Below are 20,492 nucleotides of genomic sequence, written 5' to 3'. Positions count from 1 at the left end.
GCAGACCGAGTTCGATGAAGCCGAACGGCAGCTTGCAGTCTGGGAACAAAAAAGTAAGCAAGGCGGCATTCGAAATTTTTACCAAGATTTCGAAAAGGCCTTGGAAGCTGTTGCACCGGGTCTTTCCGTGGACCAATTGCGATTCGAGCTCAAGGAATACAATTCCGAGACCCTTGGCAAATTTCGGGCCGCTTTCAGGGAAATGATGGGTGGCATTGAATTTCAGTCTCAATCCGGCAACCTCATCCCGATCGTCTCCAAGTTGATCAAAAGCCAGCCGTTCAAAGACCGTTTCAAGGGGTTGGCGGTTTTCTTCGACGAATTTGGTTTCACCCTGGAAAAGGGCGCCTACTCCAAAGACGTGTTGCAGGGCTTCATGGAGAGCATCTGCAAAAACGAACATAATGTTTTGTTTGTGGGCTGCATTCACAAAGATTTCAAATCCTATGCCGATCGCTTCAGCAAAGACGATGCCGCAGTCATGAGCGCGCGGCTCACTCAGGTGGATCTCCTCAATGAAGGGATTGAGGAAATCATCGGCGCCATCGTCGAAACGGAAAAGGAAAGTGAGCTCTGGAAAGAGGCCGTGGAACCCAAGACCGGCGTGTTCGACATGCTGGTTCCTCCCTGCAAGAGCCTGGACCTGTTTCCCTGGATCGATGATGTGAACAGGATTCGCCAGCGGGTGTTGGAGGACATCTACGGCGTGCATCCCATGGCTTTGGCTTGTCTTCTGCGGCTCTCCTCCGAGATCGGTTCCGATGCGCGCAGCACCTTCACCTTCTTTTCCGGGGATGTGGGTGGGGCTGCCGGTTCCTATGCGGAATTCATTGAAAATTCGGACCTGACGGTCGCCGGCGGGAAGCTCAACCTTTACACGGTCGATCAGCTCTTCACCTTCTTCGAAAAGGAGCTTTCATCGAAAAACCCGGAGCTCAGGGACCGGCAGAGACAATTTGTGAACGGCTATTATGCCAGCCTGGATGCGCTGCGGAAAGCCATTCAGGGCAGAACGATGTATCGGCTCGAGGATCACAAGGGCCTGAAAATCCTCAAAACGGTGCTCATCTTCCAGCTCTGCCAGATTCCGGCAAGTCTGGACAACATCATATTCGGTCTCTATGCGCTCAGCGCGGCGGATAAAAAGCAGCTAGATGCGCTTCTCAAGGATCTCGTCAAGAACGGCGCGCTATTTTTCCGCAAGCAGTCCAATACCTATGAACTAGCTGCCGGCACGGGCGAAGACCCTTACGAACTGATTGACCGCTATGTTTCCGATCCGAACTTGCATCCCCAGGATTTGGTCAAAGCCTTTCTGGAAGAAGGGGGACCAAAGCAGAATTTAGATTTTCTGGAAGCCAAGGGCTACAACCTTCCTTTCAATGAAGACAAGCGCTTCCGCACTCGTTTTGTACCGGCTAAAGACCTGGGGCCGGCTTTTTGGGACGAAGTCCGCAATGACTGGGAACAAAACCGCAATAAACCGAGTACCAGCTTTGAAGGAACGCTGGTTTATGCATTATGTGAGAACGATACCGAAATCCATACGGCGTTGGAAGCAGCTAAATCGATTCCCGACGAAAAGGTGGCCCTTGCGATACCTCATGCGCCCCAGCCGTTCACCGAAACTTTGCTCAAAGTAAAGGCCTGTCGCCATTATCTGCCGCCAAGCCAGGCGGGAAATATCAGTGCGCAAATGGAATCGCGTCTGCGCGACCTGTTTGAAAACCCGGGTGACGGCTACCTGATTCAACTTCAGCGCATTTTTAATGCGATCAAAGAGGGAGAGGAGGCTTGCTGGTACAAAAAGGATGGCAAGATCCTGGTGGATCAGCCCAAGCAGTCCCACAAACCGGCGGACATGCTGGCTGATGAATTATTTAATAAACGCTGCCGGATCAAGCATCCGGACCTCAACTTGAGCCATGATGAAAAGTGGCGCACCGGCAAGAATACGGCTCTCAAGCAGGCAGTGAACGTGCTGCTGGAAGGGGAGCGGGTGCTTATCGACAACGGTAATCCTGAAAATCACGGCGAAAAGAGGTACCTCGAAAAAGTGCTGCTGAAAGGTGCGGGGGCACTCCGCAAGACAGGAACTGAAGGAACGGTCAATTATTTCAGTTGCGAACGAGATCCGGCCAAAATCAGCGATGATTTCCCGGTACTGAAGGAACTGTGCGGGCGGCTGACCCGTCTCAATCCCGGCGAGTCCTTTCAAGTGGGGTCTTTTGTCGGCGAGGTCATGGCTGAACCCTGGGGGGTCGGGGGCACGCCGATGATACTCGCTCTGGCCCATGTCATTCGAGCATACGGGGAAAGATTGATCGTTTTTAAAGATTCGACCAAGATGGTCGAGCTTCCCGTCAAGACTTACGACGATTTGTGCAAGATCGTGTCCGATCCGGCCTCCAAGGTGGTCTTTGAGGTCAGGGAAATTTCTGAAGCGCAGCACAAGATCATCGACCTTACCGCCAGTGCAGTCAATGCTCCACCACTGAAACATGGGGAAGTCAGGACGCTCGGATCGGCCTTCGAAGCTCTCTTAGGCTGGTGGACCAAGGTTCCTGAAGTTGCCCGCATCACAACTTTATACGACAAAGACAGGCAGTCCCGCTTGAATAATCTGAAGCAGCTCCTAGGCGGCCTCAATCAGAGCGCAGACCGGTTCGACGTTCTTTTGGAGCGACTTCCGTCAATTTACAATGGAGAGAAAAACAGTGGGAAAATGACGGATGCCGAAGCCGAAGAAATCTGCCAGGCGTTTGCCGAAGACGTGAAACTCCTGAATACCGGAGAGCAGGTTGTGCGCAGAAGGATCGCTGAAGCTGTCTGCGCAATTTACGATGCCGCAGGGGATATGATTGAGTGCGAAAAGGCTATCGGCAAATGGCATAAGGAACTTGATCCAGCCCAGCGGGACCCCGCCAAGTGTGAACTGGAGGAAGCCTCTTGTTTGCTTACCCGGTTGGCTGATCAGTCGGCATCCTTTGACGATAAGATGATGAAGTTGCTGCCAAAGGATTTCGGATTTGGTCGCGTGCGGGACTGGACTTCCCTTCATGTCGAAGACTATGCAACCAAGCTGAAACAGGCAAAAGCTGAGATCGACACCGCGAAAACGTTTGTTTACAAGCCGGTTGTGGAGAAAGAGACCTACTTCCTTAAGGAAAAAGATGCCGTTCCCATTAAAGTTCCCGATGGGGCGAACAAAATCGTATACACCCTGGATGGCACTGATCCGAAGCAGTCCAGTACGACTCTGGTGTGTGATAATTATCTGGATATTGCAAAACTGGTAAAGGACCAGCCCAAGGTGAAGGTCAAGATGAGGGCTGTTGACGCCGATGGAAACTACAGTGATCCGGTAAGCGTGGAGCTTATTAATAAGGAAAAACAATACGAAATCTTCTTTCAACAAGCTACCTGGGGGACGGAAGGCAGTTTCAAATGCCCAAACGACAAAGATGGGCTGGTCGCGGTTATGAAGTCGCTTTTGAACTATGCCACGCAAAAAGAGATTATCAGCAGTGAAATGTCACAACAGGTTGAAGTTACACTGAACAAGGTGCTTGCAGAAGAGTGATTATTCACTCTCCCCCCCTCACCCTAACCCTCTCCCCAGAGGGGAGAGGGAACCGCAGCCTAATCCTCTCCCCAGAGGGGAAGAGGGAACGGCAGAACCGCTCCAGCTCCCTCTCCCCCGTTGCGGGAGAGGGAACGCAGAACCGCTCTAGTTCCCTTTCTCCCCTTGCGGGGAAGAGGGGCGGGGCCAATGTTGTTGAAGTAAGCTCCGGCACGGTCTCCCTCTCCACCCTTTGGGGGGAGAGGGTCGGGGTGAGGGGGGTATGAACAGTTACGCAGAAGCAGCAGAAGAGTGACAAGAAAAGTGATGTTAAATCAAAGTAGTCATCTTCGCATAGATTTTATTGGAGATCTGGCACTTCCCTCTGCGGAAGAAGTTTTCCTGGTAGAAAACGATCACGATTATGTTCGCGTTTGCAGAGTGATCTCCGACCATTTCTCAACGGATAGCCCGTTGAGCATTCGGGTGCGTAAGAAGAATCACTTCGTCTGGCTACGCAACTTTGCGGAACAAATCGGCCTGGCCTGCACAGGTGGAGAAAAAACGGCGCGCGATGTGCTTGCAGACGAGTGGAAAGTGTCCTTACCCGATTGGCTGGACGATAAAACTATTCTTGACGAAAAACTTCTGAACTTGCCGATCGAAGCTCATTTACCTGAGACTTTTCAGAATCGTTTTCTGGCGCACTTTTTCGGGGCTGATTTTCAGGGCGGAACTTTGGATGCGGGAAATCTCTCAGAAATAATCAGCATTCTCACAACGGAGAGAGCAACTAAGTGCCTGTCACGAAATAAACTTTACACTCTTTCTTGCCATGATATACTGCTGTCATGGAGAAAGAACTGATCAAAAAACGATTTGAATTTCTGGCTCCACTGCTCAACGAGAGGCAGCTGCGACTCTACGTGGCTGCCGAGGCGCTGGTTCTTGGCCGTGGAGGCATCTCCGTGACGTCTCAAGCGACAGGGATCTCGCGGCCAACGATCACTATGGGGTGCAAAGAGCTTCTTGATGAAACGACAAAGGAGGCTTCTGCGAAGTCCTCTGCGGTGCGTGTGCGCAAGAAAGGCGGAGGACGAAAGCGTACCATCGAAGTTGACGAGACACTTCGAAGTGACTTGGAAGGACTCATTGAACCCGTCACAAGAGGAGATCCCGAATCGCCATTGCGATGGACGGCTAAGAGTGTGCGTAATCTTTCCGATGAATTGAAGAAAATGGGACATAAGACCAGTCACCGGATGGTTGCCGAGCTCCTTCCCGCGATGGACTATAGTCTGCAGGCGAACCGAAAGACCGCTGAAGGAGGCAAGCATCCGGACCGGAATGCCCAGTTTGAGCACATTCACGGGAAGGTCAAGGAGTTTCAGTCTTGTAACCAGCCTGTTATTTCGGTGGACACAAAGAAGAAGGAACGTGTGGGTGACTTCAAGAACGGTGGACGGGAGCTCCGACCAAAGGGCAACCCGGAAAAAGTCCGCGTCTACGATTTTGAGATCCCCGAACTTGGAAAAGTGGCCCCCTACGGGATTTACGACCAGACCCGCAATACCGGATGGGTCAATGTCGGAACCGACCATGACACTGCAACGTTTGCCGTGGAAAGCATCCGCAAGTGGTGGATTACCATGGGACGGGAAGCTTATCCGAAGGCGGCTCGCCTTCTGATTACCGCTGATGGTGGCGGCAGCAACGGGGCGAGAGTTCGACTCTGGAAGATCGAGTTGCAGAAGTTCGCCAACGAAACTGGTCTTGTCATATCGGTTTGCCATTTCCCACCGGGCACCAGCAAGTGGAACAAGATCGAGCATCGACTCTTTTCCTTCATCAGTCAGAATTGGCGGGGTAAACCTCTTGTGAGTCATGAAGTGATCGTCAACCTCATTGCTTCAACGAAGACCCGCACAGGCCTGACAGTCAAGTGCGAGCTCGATACCAATAAGTATCCCAAAGGAATTAAGGTTTCGGACAAGGAGTTGCGCCAGGTCAACATCGTCCGTGACGAATTCCATGGCGAGTGGAACTATGCTATACGCCCACAATCCGCATAAACTGTAAATGTTATTTTGTGACACGCACTAAGCTTTTCGAGGAGTACTCCAGTTTGGAGCGCTGTCTTCAGGAAAAATGCGACGAGTGGCAAACGCAAAGCGCGGACAAGTGGGCCAAGGCCATTGCTGTTCGTATACCCGAAAAACTGAGGCATGTTTGGAAGTGTTTGAGTTCCTGGGCTGTGCTGCACACTTACCCGCAAGAGTTGTTGGAATATGTGCTGGCAGCACAGGATGTGATGTGGGTTGCAAGCGTTCCCGCTGCCAGTGTTGCCGGAATACCGATTGAGCCGGAAGCCAGGGATGAAGGGATCACCCAGATTGATCTATTTTTTAATAAGATAACCCCTCAGGTCGAAACCAGAGAAGATTTTCTGAAGGTGCTGGGATTTGTCTCAGGACGCGTTTTATTGGAGTTCAAACACATTCAGGAGCTAATCAAGAGCGGGCAATTCAAAGTAACCATGGAAGATGTCCGAAAAGTCAGGGAGATCTTCAAACAATGCCCCGGGGTAACTGCAAGCCGGCTCAAGCTGTTGGACCACTGCGTTATGCCCGCCAGACCTCGACTCCTCGCGGATGGAACAGAATGGTCCACTCGGGATTGGATTGCCTGGACGACTAAGGAATACATCCCCTATCGGGCCTGGCAAGTCTATAACCGGCACTACGATGAGGAGCTCGAGGCCACGGTAAAGCGTTTCTCTGATTGGTATCTGCAGGAGTACACTGCTATCCAGCAGGATATGGAACTGAGTCTGGTGCATTCCCTGTCCGGAATCCAGGTGGCAGGCAGTGACAACAAACTCATTCTCATACTGGTCTTAGACGGCCTTTCCGTTCAGTTCATGGGGCTGGTGGACCAGGCCCTGCACAACTTTGGATTTAGCCTGCACGGGTCGCAATACCGTTACGCGCCGCTGCCCACGATCACTGAACGAAACAAAGGCTTGGTATTGAGTGGCGCCTGGGATTATTCTGAGAAGAGTTACGAGAATATTCTCAAGGCTCGGGCAAAATCGGACTGGGACGACAAAAAGGTAATTTATCTCAGCTCTCTCAAAGGACTTTCCGACCTGCAGTTCCAATTGGAGCCTTCCGTAGTCGTTTTGAACTCCATCGACAGTGATGATTTGTTGCATGAGGACCTCGAGGCCAAGAACACCACTCACGAGGAAGAACTGCAAAGGCTTTTCGACCGATTAGCGGAAACCGTTGACCAGCTGGCCGGCGCATGGACGGGCAAAAAAGAGGACTTTTATGTTTATGTGGTGACAGACCATGGGGCCTGCCGAATTCTCGATGAGGAAAAACACACCCTGGACGCTGGAGTGATCAGTAAGTTATTTCCGGACGAGAAGTATCGATTTGCAGAGCTAAGTGAACAGCAGGCTTGCGAGGTTCCGGAAAACCTCTGGGCACTTGGCCACAAGTTCCAGCAGCCGTTTATTGCCGAGGATAAAATCTACTTCATCCCGCGTGGACACAACACGGTCCGGCTGCCGGGCAAAAAGAGCGTGTTTGTTCACGGAGGAGCGGCTCCGGAAGAAGTCATCGTACCAACTTACTTGTATAAACCCGTCGAGGTGGCATGGAAAAAACCTGCTGCACGCTTTCTGCAACTCGAACTGGATCAGAAATCCGGCAAGGCCAAATTCTACGTTCAAAGAATCGTACCCTTGGAAGTTGAGATACAGAATCCCAATACCGCTGAATTGCAGGTTTTAAGGGTCAGCGTGGTTACGCCGGATACGGAAATCAAAGGCTATCAGTTACCGGTCGTTGGACCGTTGGCGACTGGTGTTCTGAAGCTGGACTGCTATTTTAAGAAGGCAGCGCTGAATGAGAACTCACTTGAGATCGAAATCGTTTATGAAATCGCCGGCGGGACACACACTACGAATGCCGCCGTAGCGAGCGAATTCAAGTCGGCAATGACCACCGGCTTTAGCCTGAAAGATCTATAGGAGCTTGGCCGATAGCTCCCTCTCCCTTGAGGGAGAGGGTTGGGGTGAGGGTGCATAAGGGGAGCTAAGAGTCGAATGAATTCTTTCGAGCAAAAAGCAAAAGATTACTACGGTGAAGTCGTCATCAACAAAGGACTCATGGGTAAGGCAGGATTCGGCGCGCGCGCTATTCCGGTCTACGTGGGAGAATGGATCATCAGCCAATTCATGGAGGGAGATGACCTTACGGAAGAGGGCCGAAGTGAAATTGTCGCTACCATTTCTCGTTTTTTGCCGCAGAAAGCCGACAAGAACACCATACTCAATCGACTCATGGAGCAGGAGGAGGTCAGGATCCTGGATGACTTTCGAGTCAACGTGAACCTGGATCGAAATACCCATGAGTTGAGCATACCTTTGCTCGACGTCAATAGCGGAATGGTTCAGAAGGATATCATTGACAACAACCCGATGCTCTTGAAGACCGGCATGTGGGGACTAGGAACGCTGAGGTACGTGCCCCCTGACGGCGAAGAAGTCAAAAAAGGGCAAGTGTGGATGGTGGATTTCAAAGCGTTTCAGAGTCCCGGCGTGGACCTGGAGTACTTTCGCGATTCCCGCAAGCACTTCACCATAGATGAATGGGTGGATCTTCTCGTGTCCAGTTGTCAGTTCAATCCCGATGTCTTGAGGCTGTCGCAAAAATTGCTGCTGTTGAGCCGGATCATTCCTCTCATAGAGCCACGAGTAAACTTGACGGAACTGGCGCCCAAGGGCACCGGAAAATCATTTGTGTTCGACAATATCAGCCGGTACGCAGCGGTCATTCCGGGAGGTAAGCTTTCCGCCCCGGCCCTTTTTTTTAACAGCAATACCAAACAGCTTGGCCTGATCCCTAGATACGATGTGGTGGTTGTCGATGAAATACAAAAAATCCATACGGACGCCGCCGGGGAAGCCATGGCTGCTTTGAAGATGTACCTGGAAAGCGGCCGGTACAGGCGGGCGACAGGAGACTTGGGGACATCTGAATCCGGCTTTGTCATGCTGGGAAACATCACTTTGGGGCCAAACCGCTTGCCGCTCTATGAAAGCGACGGAGTTTTTAAGGAACTGCCGGTTGCCCTGCAGGAATCCGCTTTCATCGACCGCATTCACGGCTTGATCGAAGGGTGGTTCATGCCGCGCATATCGAAAAATACGCCGTCGAAAACGCTTGGATTCAAGGGGGATTTCTTCAGTGAAGTGCTTCATGAGCTCCGTACGGATCTCCGCTACGCCGATTATGTTTCACAAAGTCTTCACCTGCCGCAGTGTGAGGACATGCGCGACAATAAGGCCATATCACGGCTGGCCGAAGGCTATCTGAAGCTACTCTTCCCCGACCTCAATCTCAGCGACGAAGAGTTTACCACGTATTGTGTCAATCCGGCGCTGCGGATGCGACAGCAGATCCGAGACGAACTATCCAAGATCGATGCTGAATTCAAGTGGGTCACCATAAAGAGCGAGCTTCCCGACGAGTTTCAACTCTCCCATCCGGAGGAAAAGCCTGCAGCGGCCATTGAAAAACAGAAGATCGACCCGCTGTCTGCGGACAGAAAGCCCGAAGAAATGACTGTTGACATTGCCGAAGGGCAGAAAGGAATCTCTTACGAAAAGCTCTTCGTGCCCTATTTGCGCGGGGCCAAGTCCGTCACGCTTTGCGACCCTTATATCAGGTTGCAGTATCAGATCTACAATCTGATGAGTTTTTGCGAAATCCTGGAGCCAACTGAAGAGCCGCTCAATCTGAATTTGGTGACTGGCTGCGACCCCTACCAGCAAGCTGAATTGACGGGGAAACTCGAAGAATTGAAAAAAGGGTTGGTGAAGGACAAGATCCTGCTGGAGTACAAGTTTGACAATGACCTCCACGATCGGTGGATCGAAACGGACTCAGGGTGGCGGATCATGCTGGGCCGCGGTCTGGACATTTTCCAAAAGCCCGAGGACAAGTTTTCCCTCGGATTCATGGACCAGACCAAACGCAAGTGCAAGGTAACGGCAATTACCTACACCCGTGTGAAGTGAAATCACGAATGAGAGATGGGAAACATCTCTTGAAGCGCAAGTGGTAAGTAGTCCTCCAACTCTATATCTTCAAAGTGAAAAGGATGAAAAAGACTTTCCAGGAGCAACTGGCGGAAGCAGCAAATTCCCTCGGCCTCAATACAAAACTTTCAGAGAAAAAGCGCTCTAAACAAAGAATAAAGGTTGATCATAAGAGACCTGTGCCGCCGGAAACTGCAGCGGATGGGAGAGACAAGTCATCTGCTGATAATGCGGAGGGAAAACCTATGCTCACTGAATCCGCCCCCAACCTAATGACTTCTACAGGCACATGGCTTGTTGACAAAAAGAAAATCAGAACTTCTCCCTTAGAAGAATTTGCAAGGCTTGCCGACTTGGCACTCAGGTTTCCAGAAGAATGCAGCACGCGTGACTTTAAGCACTCTTTGCGCTGGGCGGCAGCGTGGGCATCGTTGGCCATACAATATGCTCCCGAGATTTTTGAGGAAGAAGATACTGCTTCATTCAAAAGTACCTTTAAGAAGCTCAAGCATTGGATATCCGAAGAAGATTACCGGTGGACACGTCAACAATTGGAACTGGTAAATAAGCGTTACTTTAAGCTATTGGCAAAGAAGAAACTGGAACATTCCCAAAAGTTGACCGAGCGACTCACCAATTTTCGGGTCAAATCTCGTTTCACCGCACCTGACTTGAACAAGCGGGATCTAGAGCTTGCCATTTCATGGTATTTCATACTGCGATGTTGTTGATTTAATCTATCTCATAATCGCCAAATTTAGGTTGGAAGTATAATAGATAGTTCGACGCAGTTGACTGCTGGATTTTGTATTTTCTAGCGAGATTGTTTCCTTAAAAAACAGGTACCACATTACCGCAAAAATGTACTAAAATCAAAGCCATTCAGATAAAAAAAGCTGGAACTTCTCAGAGCTTTCTTTTGAACTAATCTGACTTGCTCGGGGGGGGGGATGCGATTCATGAGAACGACAGATGAAGTGCCGTCCCGGTTCAGTAGTGATAGCGGCAGGCCAGTATCCTGATTCTGTTCTCTTCAACTTCATAGACCAGACGGTGCTCCTGGTCTATACGGCGAGACCAGCAACCGGACAGCGCATGCTTCAAAGGTTCCGGCTGTCCAGCCCCACTGAAAGGATCTCGCTGGACTTGCTTGATGAGCTTGATGATTCGCAGGGCTTTCTTGCGGTCCTTTTCAACCCACCAAGCCAGATCCTCAAAAGCGGCGGGGTCAAATTCCAAGCTGCGCACAGGCTTCATCCAGCGGAATGCCTTCCTTGCGACACCTGGCCTCGAGTAATCGTTGTTTCATGGCCACGCTCTTGAGCAAATAGGCCGTCTCTCGCTCCGATTGAATCTCCCGCCAAAGATCAATGGGTACAATGACCGCGGTGACGTTTTTATTTTCGTCCGAAATATATTGAATTTCACCCATTATACACCTGCCTTTAATCAGCAAAAAAGCCGTAGAGCATTTTCGGTCGCCTTTTCTAAGGCTATGCAGTTGCAAACCATTTAACTTTTTGTGTATTTAGGTAGCTCTGCTCTCATACGGGCTTAACCTCTACTATCCCATAATAGCGCACCTTCCTCCGGAAAGCAAAAGCTCAGAATCTAATCGAACGCATACCGGGACGTTCTTGAATTTGTCAACTTATCGTTCGGTGCTCCTGGTAATTTTGCTGACCGCCGAGGTGGATACACCCAACGCCCTTGCCGCCGAGGCCGGAGGGACACCATGGTCGTAAACCAATTGTCGGGCGAGGCGGGTCCTTACCCTGGAAACCGGTCGCCGGTCTGTATCTGGTGACGGCAATCGCCGCCCAAATAATCCCCACGGCGGCGGTGGCCATGCTGATGGCGCCCATTGCACTGGATACAGCCGCTGATCTGGGGTTTTCGGCCGAGTCTCTCGGAATGGTGGTTGCTCTGGCTTCCTCCGCCAGGTTCATGAGTCCCGTCGGGCATCCGGCCAACACTCTGGTGATGGGCCCAGGCGGGTACCGTTTCGGCGACTACCTGAAGGTACCTTATTAGGTACCATGAAAAGAAAAGCCCCGTGATCCGGGCCACCGGATGCGGGGCTAAATTGGCTTGGGTGGCGGAGAGAGAGGGATTCGAACCCTCGGTGGAGCTTTCACCCCACACTCGCTTAGCAGGCGAGCGCCTTCAGCCGACTCGGCCATCTCTCCGCAACGGGTGACGCGCGAGGTTTTACATTGGCGGAGGGAGTAGGATTCGAACCCACGGTCCCGCTGCTAACGGAACAACGGTTTTCAAGACCGCCGCCTTAAACCACTCGGCCATCCCTCCGGAACAACCCCTGGAAGGAGCACAAGATTAGCATCGGGAGCCTGATGTGTCAAGCGCTAGTTTGTAAAAAACGGCCAATCGGGGATATTTCTTCTTGACAATAAAAAATATGGTGTTATTATGTAAGATTACATCCGAGCATATATCGGGCTTTCCGAACGCCGGATAATGTTGCGCTTCAGTCCCAACCGTTGATTCGCCAGCGTTGACTAAGCCCTTAAGTATGCTTAGATTTTTTGATAGAGCAAGAGCCGTTGCGGCTCTTACCTCCCCATGAATTCGCGGGGAGAAGGTTGACGATTACAGAGACGTTAACCTTACCACATTTGGAGGGACATGATGCAAATGTATTCAAGCGAAAAATGCATTTCTTACGATTTCTTCATCAAACGTAAGAAAATGCAGGAAGAGTACGAAGGTCTCGTAGCCGAAGATACTCTCAACTCAGAGTATTCTGAGAAAGACCTCGCGCTTGATGAAGTTGTCCGGGCAGAAGAAGAGACGAGCGAGAATGATGAGGCTGCTTCCTGTTCAGAACAGAATGACGGGGAAGATGAGGAGAACGGAGAAGGCGCAGATGCGAAATTTCAGGTCAGTGATGATTTTGATGAGGACCACATAACCTGCTACCTTAAAGAGGTTGCCAGCTACCCTCTGCTGACCCAGGAACGCGAAATCGAACTCGCACAGAAGATTCGTCAAGGCCAGGAACTGCTGGTGGAGATGGTCGCCAGCCACGCCGCAGAAAACAAATTGTTCGAGGAGTTGGACGATAAGGTTCAAAAGCTTTTGAGCCATGAAAAATCGTTCCCCGGTGTCCGCGACAAGATCTTGAAAGTCATTTTGCGCACTCTGGAGCGGGCCGCCAAAGAGAACCCCAAACGAGTTTTATATGCGGATTTGCTCTCTCAGGTTCGCCACATTATGGCCTCTGTTGATGCTGCCAAGCAGGAGATGGTGCGCGCGAACTTGCGCTTGGTGCTCAGCGTGGCAAAGCGTTACCGCGGGAGGGGCATGAGTTTCGACGACCTGATCCAGGAAGGCAATCTGGGGCTTTTGAAGGCTGTGGGGCGCTACGACCATACCAAAGGCAATCGGTTCAGTACCTATGCCACCTGGTGGGTCAGGCAAAGCATTATCAGAGGAATCTACGACAAGACGAGAACCATTCGTTTGCCGGTGCACTTCATAGAGCTGAAGAATCTATTTTTCAAGGTATTCTACGAACTCTTGAAGGAACTGGGGCGGGAGCCCACAGCGCAGGAAATTGCCGACCGTGCCGATATTCCGTTGGATAAGGCGCAAATGGTGCTGACCCTGGCGGCCCAGCCCATTTCCCTGGAGACTCCCATTGGAGAGGACGAGCAGCGTCTGGGGGATTTCATTGAAGACGAGCGGGCGGCATCGCCCCTGGAAGAATGTTCGGACAAGCAGTTGGCGGAAGTGACGCGATCGCTTCTGTCGACCCTGCAGCCGCGCGAAGAGAAGATTTTGCGTCTGCGCTTCGGGCTTGACGGGCAGCCCGCCGAGACATTGGAAAAGATCGGCAAGAGCTTTAATGTGTCGAAAGAACGCATTCGACAAATCGAGAAGAAGGCGTTGCGCAAGTTGCGCAATCCGAATCGGCAGTCTTCGCTGAAAACGTTCATGGAATAGTTGCCAGGCTTAATGCAGGCTGCTGGAACCGATTTATCCAAAACGTTACCGGTCAGAGAGCCCGGATTTCGTTACCGGCATTCGCTGGATGAAATTCCGGGCTTTGCTCGTTGGTGTGGTTGCATGGCGGCAAGGTTTGACTCCCCGCTGGGCTGTGAACGGCAAACTGCTGATGCACGACGCGCTGCGCTGAACGACTTGGGCTGACTGGTCATAAGGAAAGGACATGAACAGGGTGAATGGATTCGCCGAAGAACATGGAACAGGCAATGCAGATCCCGGCGTGCAAGCGCCAACCAGTGCCAGGGAGCTTGCCCGACTGAATTGGGCGCCCAATCCTCCCGGCAGGTTGACGGCCAAACAACGCAAATTCTTGAAGGGACTGGCTCATCACCTGAAACCGGTGGTTCTGATAGGCCAGGAAGGAATCAGCGAAGCGGTGATCGGGGAAGTACGCCGACAACTGCTGAGCCATGAATTGATCAAAGTCAAATGGTCCGGTCTGTCCAGGCAGGAAGCCGGCAAGAAGCAGCAGGCGGAGCAATTGGCCGAACAGGTGGGTGCTCACTATGTCCACCTGGTAGGCCGGACGGTATTTCTGTACCGGGAACCGGAACCCTGTTACCTGGCTTCGTGTGAAACCAGAAAAATTCAACTGCCCGACTGATCTTATCAGCGCAATCCTCCGTTCCTGATTCACGCATGGCGGTCCAATGCTGCTTTACACAAAAATTCTGCTGCTTCTCTGGCTGATTAATTTTGCGCCTCCTCTGCTGGCACATCTGCTTGGCGACAAGTGGAATGCACCTCTCGATGGGGGTTGTACGCTGCGGGATGGACAGTTTCTCCTGGGACCGCACAAGACCCGGAGGGGGGTTCTTGCGGGAATTGCGGCCGGTGTTGTTGGCGGCTGGGCGCTGGGGTTTCCCCTTTGGCTGGCATGCCTGACGGGAATTTTGAGCATGTCGGGTGACCTGCTGTCCAGTTTTGTCAAGCGTCGTTGCAGTTTTCCATCCGGCAGTACCGTATTCGGCCTGGACCAGGTGTTCGAGGGGCTTTTACCGTTGGCCGTTGTGGGGCCCTATGTTTCCCTGAGTTTACGCGATGTTCTTCTGCTGACGCTGGTATTTTCGGTTGGAGCCTACCTGGGTTCACGCTTTTTCAAAGGGATTTTATTGCAGAAGCCCTATGAGGGGTATCGGCGCACCGTCAATTCACGAGTCCGCCTGCGCGAATTGCGCGCATGCCAGATCACATCTCATCCGTTGCACCACTTCCTCAACTTCGAAGATGCCATCTATTATCACCTCATCTTAAAATCTTTTTTCCGTTTGCTGGGGGTCTACGAAAGAGGTCTGCAGAATGCTCTGCAGATCAGAGTGTCGCGCCTTGCTTTTGCTTTTCCGCAGCTTCCCAAGGCGTTTGACGGCTACAAGATCCTGTACCTTTCCGATTTGCACCTGGACGGTCTCAGCGGTTTGACCGAAAAATTGCAGTCCCTGGTGCGTGATCTGCCGGCTGATTTATGCGTTATCGGGGGAGACCTGAGAATGGAAACGCATGGTCCGTTTGTTGAGAGCATGGCCCGGATGCGTCGTTTGCTTCCTGAAATCCGGGTCAAAGACGGAATCATAGGGATCCTGGGCAACCATGATTGCATGGAGATCGTCGAGCCTCTTCAGGAAGAGGGGATGACCTACTTGATAAACGATGCTCTGGCCATCGAAAGGAATGGTGAGAAGATCTGGCTCATTGGAGTGGATGATCCCCATTACTATCGCTGCGATGACCTGGAGCAGGCCTTCCAGCAAGTCCCGGCGGGGGATTTCAGCATTCTTCTGGCTCACACCAATGAGGCCTACCGCGCAGCCCACAAGTTTGGTGCCAACTTCTATCTGTGCGGGCACTGCCACGCCGGCCAAATCCAGATACCACGTATCGGTCCACTTTTCACTCACAGCCGCGCGCCAAGGCGTTACAGCAAAGGCATTTGGGAATATCGCGGGATGACCGGGTACACCAGCGATGGGGCGGGTGTTTCCGGGGTGCCCTTGCGCTTTTTTTCCCAGGGAGAGGTGGCACTGATCACTTTGCGGCGCGGACTTTCTCCACCAGCCCAAAGCGATGCCGACCTTCCCGGGTAGCCATTCCCAACCGGGGGATTGCGCAAAGGTCAACCCGGCAGCTTCCGTTTCGTCTTGTGTCAGTGGCGACGTTCCGGCCCGGGAGCCTGGCCGGGAAGGGAAAACTCCTCTCCCCCGTTCGCCGGGAAGAGGGGCCGAGAGCCTCGTTGTGGTACTGGAGGGTCCCGGGGCAGAAGCTACCCGAATAGGAGCAGGGGCGGATCGTACAGATCCGGCGGTTCCAGGCCCAGCAGTTGAAAGCAGGTTGCTGCGATATTGGTGAGCCCCGGGTCTTTAACTTCGGTATTCATCTTGATTACCCGATCAGCACTGGGGTCGTACACGATAAACCACACGGGACTGAGGGTATGAGCAGTTTTGGCTCTTGGCCTGCCGGTTTCATCGGTCTTTGTCTTCCCCGACTTCTTATCGATTTCGTACATCTCGTCGGCGTTGCCATGGTCGGCGGTAATGAGCAGTACCCCTTCAGTCTTTTGTATGGCTCGCATCAGTCTGCCGATACATAGATCGACCGTCTCAACGGCAAGTCTCGCCGCCTGATAGATACCGGTGTGTCCAACCATGTCGCCGTTGGCGAAATTGAGTCGGATAAAATCGTACCGATCACCGTGAATGGCCCCAATGACCCGGTCGGTGATTTCTGCCGCCTTCATCCAGGGTCGGTCTTCGAAAGCTCCCTTATCCGAAGGTATTTCAATGTAGTCTTCCAGCTGTTCGTCAAACTTGCCTGATCGGTTGCCGTTCCAGAAGTAAGTGACGTGACCAAATTTCTGGGTTTCACTAATGGCCATTTGCCTGATGCCCCGTTCACACAGCAGCTGCCCCATGGTATTTTCGATATAAGGCGGCTCAACCAGATAGTTGGATGGAATGTGAGCCTCCGTGTCATATTCCATCATGCCCGCGTACTTCACTCGGGGGCGGGGATTGCGCTCGAATTTGTCGAACTCCTGCTGGTCGAAGGCGAGACTGATCTCGATCGCTCGATCACCGCGATAATTAAAAAAGACAACGGAGTCTCCATCTCGGATGGGGCCGACCGGACCGGAGGCGTCGGCAATAACAAAGGGTGGCAGGTTCTGGTCAATGATTCCGGGGTTCTCCCGGCGATATGTCTCGATCGCTTCTCGGGCTGAGGAAAACGTACGGCCTTCGCCTGCAACGTGGGTCTGCCAGCCCAGGGCGACCATATTCCAATCCGCCTGATAACGGTCCATGGTGATGACCATGCGCCCTCCGCCGCTTGCGATGCGATAGTCTACGAGCGCCTTGTCATTGAGATCCTGCAGGAAGGACTCGAACGAATCGACATATTCCAGTGCCGAAGTTTCAGGGACGTCTCTGCCGTCCAGCAAAATATGGATGCGAGCTCTGCTGAGCTGGTCGGTAAATGCGGCATGCTGCAGCATGGCCCGGAGGTGGCTCAAGTTGCTGTGCACATTGCCGTCGGAAAAGAGCCCGATAAAATGCAGTGTTCCACGGTTTTCGCGGCAAAACCGGACCAACAGCCGCCAGGCTTTGCTTTCAAAAATGCGCCCCGATTCGATGGCCTGGTTCACAAGTTTTGCCCCTTGAGGATAAAACCGTCCAGCTCCGATGGCGTTGTGACCCACTTCGGAATTTCCCATGTCTTCATCCGAGGGCAGCCCCACCGCCGTCCCGTGCGCTTTCAGCAGAGTGTACGGACAATTCTCCAGGAGCCAATCCAGATGCGGTGTAAAACCTTCGGCGACGGCGTTCCCTTCCCGCTCGGCTCGATAGCCTATGCCATCCATGATCACGATGGTTAAGGGTCTGGCATGACGTTTGGTCAAAATGGGGTGTGCGGAGTTCATTGATTTCCTTTCAAGCTGGGTGCAATCGTGCGCAAAAGCGGGCACCCTGAATTGCCGTATCGGGCTTCCCTAAGATTTTGTCTGTTTACCAGCGGGAGCGACGGGGTTGCTCACCAAGAATCACCGTCACCTCATCGCGACTGCCATCCCAGCGTGCGATTTGCAGGCGTATTCGATCTCCCGGCCGCATCTTGCGAATCTCCCGGATTACCGAATCCGCATCTTCAATGGCTTGACCGTTGAGTGCAGTGATCACGTCGCCGCCGACCACGATGATACTGTTACCAATTTGCGCCCGTTTGTCTCCACCGCGCAAGCCCGCTTTGGCGGCCGGACCTGCCGGCACCAGATCAACTATCATGGCCCCGTTTGTAACCGGCAGCTTGAGTGCCTCGGCAAAGTCGGGGAACAGGGTCATGAGGGTTGCCCCCAACCAGGGATAGGCGTAGTGGCCCTTTTCGATCAAGTCCTGTAGGACGCGTTTCGCTGTGTCCACAGGGATGGCGAAGCCGATTCCCACGTTGGCGCCGGTGGGGCTGAAAATGGCGGTGTTGATGCCGATCATCTTCCCGGATGAATCGATCAGGGGCCCGCCTGAGTTTCCGGGATTGATAGAAGCGTCCGTTTGAATGATATCTTCCACCAGGGCTCCATTCGTCGATCGCAACGTGCGCCCTACGGAGCTGATCACGCCGGTGGTAAGGGTCTGACCCAGACCGAATGGATTCCCGATGGCTAACACTTTTTGTCCCACCTGGATGTTTTGGGACGAGCCCATGGGAATCACGCTGAGATATCTGCTGGGAGCATCGATCTTCAAAACGGCCAGGTCCGTGCTCGGATCGGAGCCGATGAAGCGGGCGGTGTATTTCTTGCCATTGGCCAGGGTTACTTCGAGTTTCCGCGCGTCCTCAATGACATGATGGTTGGTCAGGATGTAACCCTTGGTGTCGATGATGGAACCCGAACCGGTTCCCTGCCGAGGCACAATGTTGAAGAAAAAATCCCGTTCCAGCACGGTGCTGGTGATGTTCACCACTCCCGGAGAAAGCCTCTTGTACAGTTCGATGTTGTTTCTTTCATCCTCCGTCAGAGCAAAAGAGGCGGTGGCAGAGAGCAACACCACGCACAGCCAGATTGACCATGCAGCCGGCATCCTTGGCCAGGAAGACGGCCGCCAGGGTTTCCAACCGCCGGGCGTGAAAGGGTTCGTAGCGAAGAAAATGGATTGGGATGTTTGTCTCATAGCGTCCCTTCTTCTCAACGATAAATCTTACGAAACAGCCAGTAAACTAACAGCACGGCAAGAATCCAGCCGAGCCACCTTCCCCAGAAGGAGAGCATTCCGGGTACAACCTGCTTGACCTTGTTCACCGGGATGGCAAAGCCGATGCCGATGCTGCTCCCGGTAGGACTCAAGATGGCCGTATTGATCCCGACCAGTTCGCCTCCGGCGTTGACCATGGCTCCTCCCGAGTTTCCCGGATTAATTGATGCATCGGTTTGGATAAGATCCTTGAGTATGCGCCCGTTGTCTCGGATGTTGCGCCCCAGCATGCTGACAACCCCGACCGTCAGAGTCTGTCCCAGGCCGAACGGGTTGCCTATGGCCAGGACTTTTTCGCCCACCTCGAGGTGGTCCGAGTCACCAAGGTGGATGGCCTGAAGTGTGCGTCCCTGAACTTCGATACGGATGGCGGCCAGGTCGTCATTGGGGGAAGCCCCGATTATCCGGGCATCCCAGTGGCTGCCGTCCGACAAGGTCACTTCAATGCGTTTCGCCCCGGCCACCACATGGTAGTTGGTGATGATGGTGCCGTCCTCTCGGAAGATTATCCCCGAGCCGCTGCCCGCCTCAGGAAAGGGCCGCAGGAAAAAGTCATAGGTGAGAGTGGTTGCGGTGATGTTCACGATGGAAGGCGCGACCGCTTTGTAGACGGCCATGGTGTTCATTTCTTCCTGGGTGAAGGCGAAGGCTGCGCCTGGGTGGCAGCACATCAACATGTGCGTTGTCCAAAGCAGAAGTGCGAAGGTTTCAAACCAACCCTTCAGTTTGCACATCAACATGACTGGGTATCCTCCGGCGGCCGACTGAACTCGCGTCATTCAACTTTATTCACAATTTTTAAATATAAAGCTTCTGTGTTCGACCTGTATAGTTTAAAAAGTAGGCCGGTGGACAAACCCATGCGGTGGTGAACGATATGTGCCGATATATCGGAAAGAAGGAGTCGCTCTGTCAGCATGAACTTTGCGCTGACCAAAGAAAAGATGGCTGCATTGGCTCAGGTGGAGCCATGGACCTGGATAGCCCTGCTCTACGGGGCGCAGGTGCTGGGTGCCGCAGGAGCGGCCGCGGTATTCGGGCTCGAGCCAAGACAGATGATCTTACCCATTGCTCTGCTGGTCATGGGAACGTTGCATGCGGTGGTCGTGCGCTCCAGTGGCGGCAGAGTCGGTCCCAGGATGCTGCACCACTGGGTGCCCGCAGCGATTTATTGCCTGTTCATTTATTCGCTCTCCAACGAATCCTTTAGCGGTGCGGATGTGGGGATCAACGTCAATTTTTTTCACCCTGTGGAATACGCTTTCCTTGCCATATTTTTTTGCTGGATGGGGCACGCCATGCTACCTTCTCGGGGTGCGGCGCCTTTAATCCGCAGGGTTTTGGCAGGGGGAATGGCCTTCGCCGTTTCGGATGAAATACACCAGTCTTTCATTCCCGGTAGAATGCCCAGCTGTTTTGATTTGCTGCTTGATTTTATCGGCCTCTCTCTGGGCTGCTCGATATTTTTTTTGGGCAGGCGCTTTCGCCGGAGCTGTTCAGTCAGGGCCATGGGGGATGAACCCATAGCCTGATGCGTGAAAGGATA

General features: G+C 52.7%; 16 protein-coding genes and 2 tRNA genes. 11 read left to right on the top strand and 7 right to left on the bottom strand.

The features are described from left to right. The 6 genes from K1V27_RS20665 to K1V27_RS20640 all read left to right on the top strand — a co-directional run. Positions 1 to 3,583: chitobiase/beta-hexosaminidase C-terminal domain-containing protein (locus tag K1V27_RS20665; RefSeq protein ID WP_258932152.1), on the top strand; the 3,583-nt coding region annotated here is incomplete at its 5' end. A gap of 291 nt (positions 3,584 to 3,874) precedes the next feature. Further along, positions 3,875 to 4,429 carry a hypothetical protein gene (locus K1V27_RS20660; protein WP_258932150.1) on the top strand — a complete coding sequence of 185 codons (555 nt, stop codon included), beginning with the start codon at positions 3,875 to 3,877 and terminating at the stop codon, positions 4,427 to 4,429. Continuing rightward, the gene (locus K1V27_RS20655) at positions 4,414 to 5,634 is read left to right on the top strand and encodes an ISAzo13 family transposase (RefSeq protein WP_258928282.1); all 1,221 of its coding nucleotides are present in this window, start codon (positions 4,414 to 4,416) and stop codon (positions 5,632 to 5,634) included. The genes K1V27_RS20660 and K1V27_RS20655 overlap by 16 nt, the downstream gene beginning before the upstream one ends. Positions 5,635 to 5,687: 53 nt before the next feature. Further along, entirely contained in the window at positions 5,688 to 7,601 is a 1,914-nt protein-coding gene (locus K1V27_RS20650) for a PglZ domain-containing protein (RefSeq protein ID WP_258932148.1), read from the top strand. Positions 7,602 to 7,676: 75 nt separating this feature from the next. After that, complete coding sequence (gene brxL / locus K1V27_RS20645; protein ID WP_258932147.1) at positions 7,677 to 9,653, top strand: BREX system Lon protease-like protein BrxL; 1,977 nt, start codon at positions 7,677 to 7,679, stop codon at positions 9,651 to 9,653. An 83-nt stretch (positions 9,654 to 9,736) separates the two neighbouring features. Next, positions 9,737 to 10,405, top strand: coding sequence for a hypothetical protein (locus tag K1V27_RS20640; RefSeq protein ID WP_258932146.1), 669 nt, complete (start codon positions 9,737 to 9,739; stop codon positions 10,403 to 10,405). A 259-nt stretch (positions 10,406 to 10,664) separates the two neighbouring features. Here the strand turns inward: K1V27_RS20640 and K1V27_RS20635 are convergent, their stop codons facing one another. Together K1V27_RS20635 and K1V27_RS20630 are read right to left on the bottom strand one after the other, a co-directional pair. Next, the gene (locus K1V27_RS20635) at positions 10,665 to 10,931 is read right to left on the bottom strand and encodes a Txe/YoeB family addiction module toxin (protein ID WP_258932145.1); all 267 of its coding nucleotides are present in this window, start codon (positions 10,929 to 10,931) and stop codon (positions 10,665 to 10,667) included. After that, complete coding sequence (locus tag K1V27_RS20630) at positions 10,903 to 11,106, bottom strand: hypothetical protein (protein WP_258932144.1); 204 nt, start codon at positions 11,104 to 11,106, stop codon at positions 10,903 to 10,905. Before K1V27_RS20630 ends, K1V27_RS20635 begins: the two co-directional genes overlap by 29 nt. Positions 11,107 to 11,384: 278 nt before the next feature. Between K1V27_RS20630 and K1V27_RS20625 the strand changes: the two genes are divergently transcribed. Continuing rightward, positions 11,385 to 11,708, top strand: a complete 324-nt coding sequence (locus K1V27_RS20625; RefSeq protein ID WP_258932143.1) for an SLC13 family permease — start codon at positions 11,385 to 11,387, stop codon at positions 11,706 to 11,708. 62 nt (positions 11,709 to 11,770) lie between these two features. On the opposite strand, the gene K1V27_RS20620 is transcribed toward K1V27_RS20625, so the two are convergent. Continuing rightward, a tRNA-Ser gene (locus tag K1V27_RS20620) sits at positions 11,771 to 11,863 on the bottom strand. A gap of 28 nt (positions 11,864 to 11,891) precedes the next feature. Next, positions 11,892 to 11,984, bottom strand: a tRNA-Ser gene (locus tag K1V27_RS20615). 336 nt (positions 11,985 to 12,320) lie between these two features. On the opposite strand from K1V27_RS20615, the gene K1V27_RS20610 reads away from it, so the two are divergent. The 3 genes from K1V27_RS20610 to K1V27_RS20600 all read left to right on the top strand — a co-directional run bounded on the left by K1V27_RS20610 (position 12,321) and on the right by K1V27_RS20600 (position 15,784). Then, positions 12,321 to 13,640, top strand: coding sequence for a sigma-70 family RNA polymerase sigma factor (locus K1V27_RS20610; protein ID WP_258932142.1), 1,320 nt, complete (start codon positions 12,321 to 12,323; stop codon positions 13,638 to 13,640). A 226-nt stretch (positions 13,641 to 13,866) separates the two neighbouring features. Then, positions 13,867 to 14,307 (top strand): ribosome assembly RNA-binding protein YhbY, encoded by a 441-nt coding sequence (gene yhbY / locus K1V27_RS20605; protein WP_258932140.1) that lies wholly within the window; start codon positions 13,867 to 13,869, stop codon positions 14,305 to 14,307. A gap of 46 nt (positions 14,308 to 14,353) precedes the next feature. Next, positions 14,354 to 15,784: a CDP-archaeol synthase gene (locus tag K1V27_RS20600; RefSeq protein ID WP_258932139.1), complete on the top strand. Its 1,431-nt coding sequence runs from the start codon at positions 14,354 to 14,356 to the stop codon at positions 15,782 to 15,784. Positions 15,785 to 15,960: 176 nt separating this feature from the next. Here the strand turns inward: K1V27_RS20600 and gpmI are convergent, their stop codons facing one another. The 3 genes from gpmI to K1V27_RS20585 form a co-directional block, all read right to left on the bottom strand. Next, on the bottom strand, positions 15,961 to 17,619 hold the full coding sequence (gene gpmI, locus K1V27_RS20595) for a 2,3-bisphosphoglycerate-independent phosphoglycerate mutase (RefSeq protein ID WP_258932138.1): 1,659 nt from the start codon (positions 17,617 to 17,619) through the stop codon (positions 15,961 to 15,963). Positions 17,620 to 17,704: 85 nt separating this feature from the next. Further along, on the bottom strand, positions 17,705 to 18,865 hold the full coding sequence (locus tag K1V27_RS20590) for a S1C family serine protease (protein ID WP_258932137.1): 1,161 nt from the start codon (positions 18,863 to 18,865) through the stop codon (positions 17,705 to 17,707). Positions 18,866 to 18,879: 14 nt separating this feature from the next. Then, the gene (locus K1V27_RS20585) at positions 18,880 to 19,686 is read right to left on the bottom strand and encodes a trypsin-like peptidase domain-containing protein (RefSeq protein WP_258932136.1); all 807 of its coding nucleotides are present in this window, start codon (positions 19,684 to 19,686) and stop codon (positions 18,880 to 18,882) included. Between the two features lie 177 nt (positions 19,687 to 19,863). On the opposite strand from K1V27_RS20585, the gene K1V27_RS20580 reads away from it, so the two are divergent. Further along, the gene (locus K1V27_RS20580) at positions 19,864 to 20,478 is read left to right on the top strand and encodes a VanZ family protein (RefSeq protein WP_258932135.1); all 615 of its coding nucleotides are present in this window, start codon (positions 19,864 to 19,866) and stop codon (positions 20,476 to 20,478) included. Positions 20,479 to 20,492: the final 14 nt, after the last annotated feature.

It is taken from the genome of Desulfoferrobacter suflitae, from assembly GCF_022603395.1.
In the GTDB taxonomy this organism is placed as follows: domain Bacteria; phylum Desulfobacterota; class Syntrophobacteria; order Syntrophobacterales; family Syntrophobacteraceae; genus Desulfoferrobacter; species Desulfoferrobacter suflitae.
This window is presented reverse-complemented; position numbering and strand designations above follow the sequence as displayed.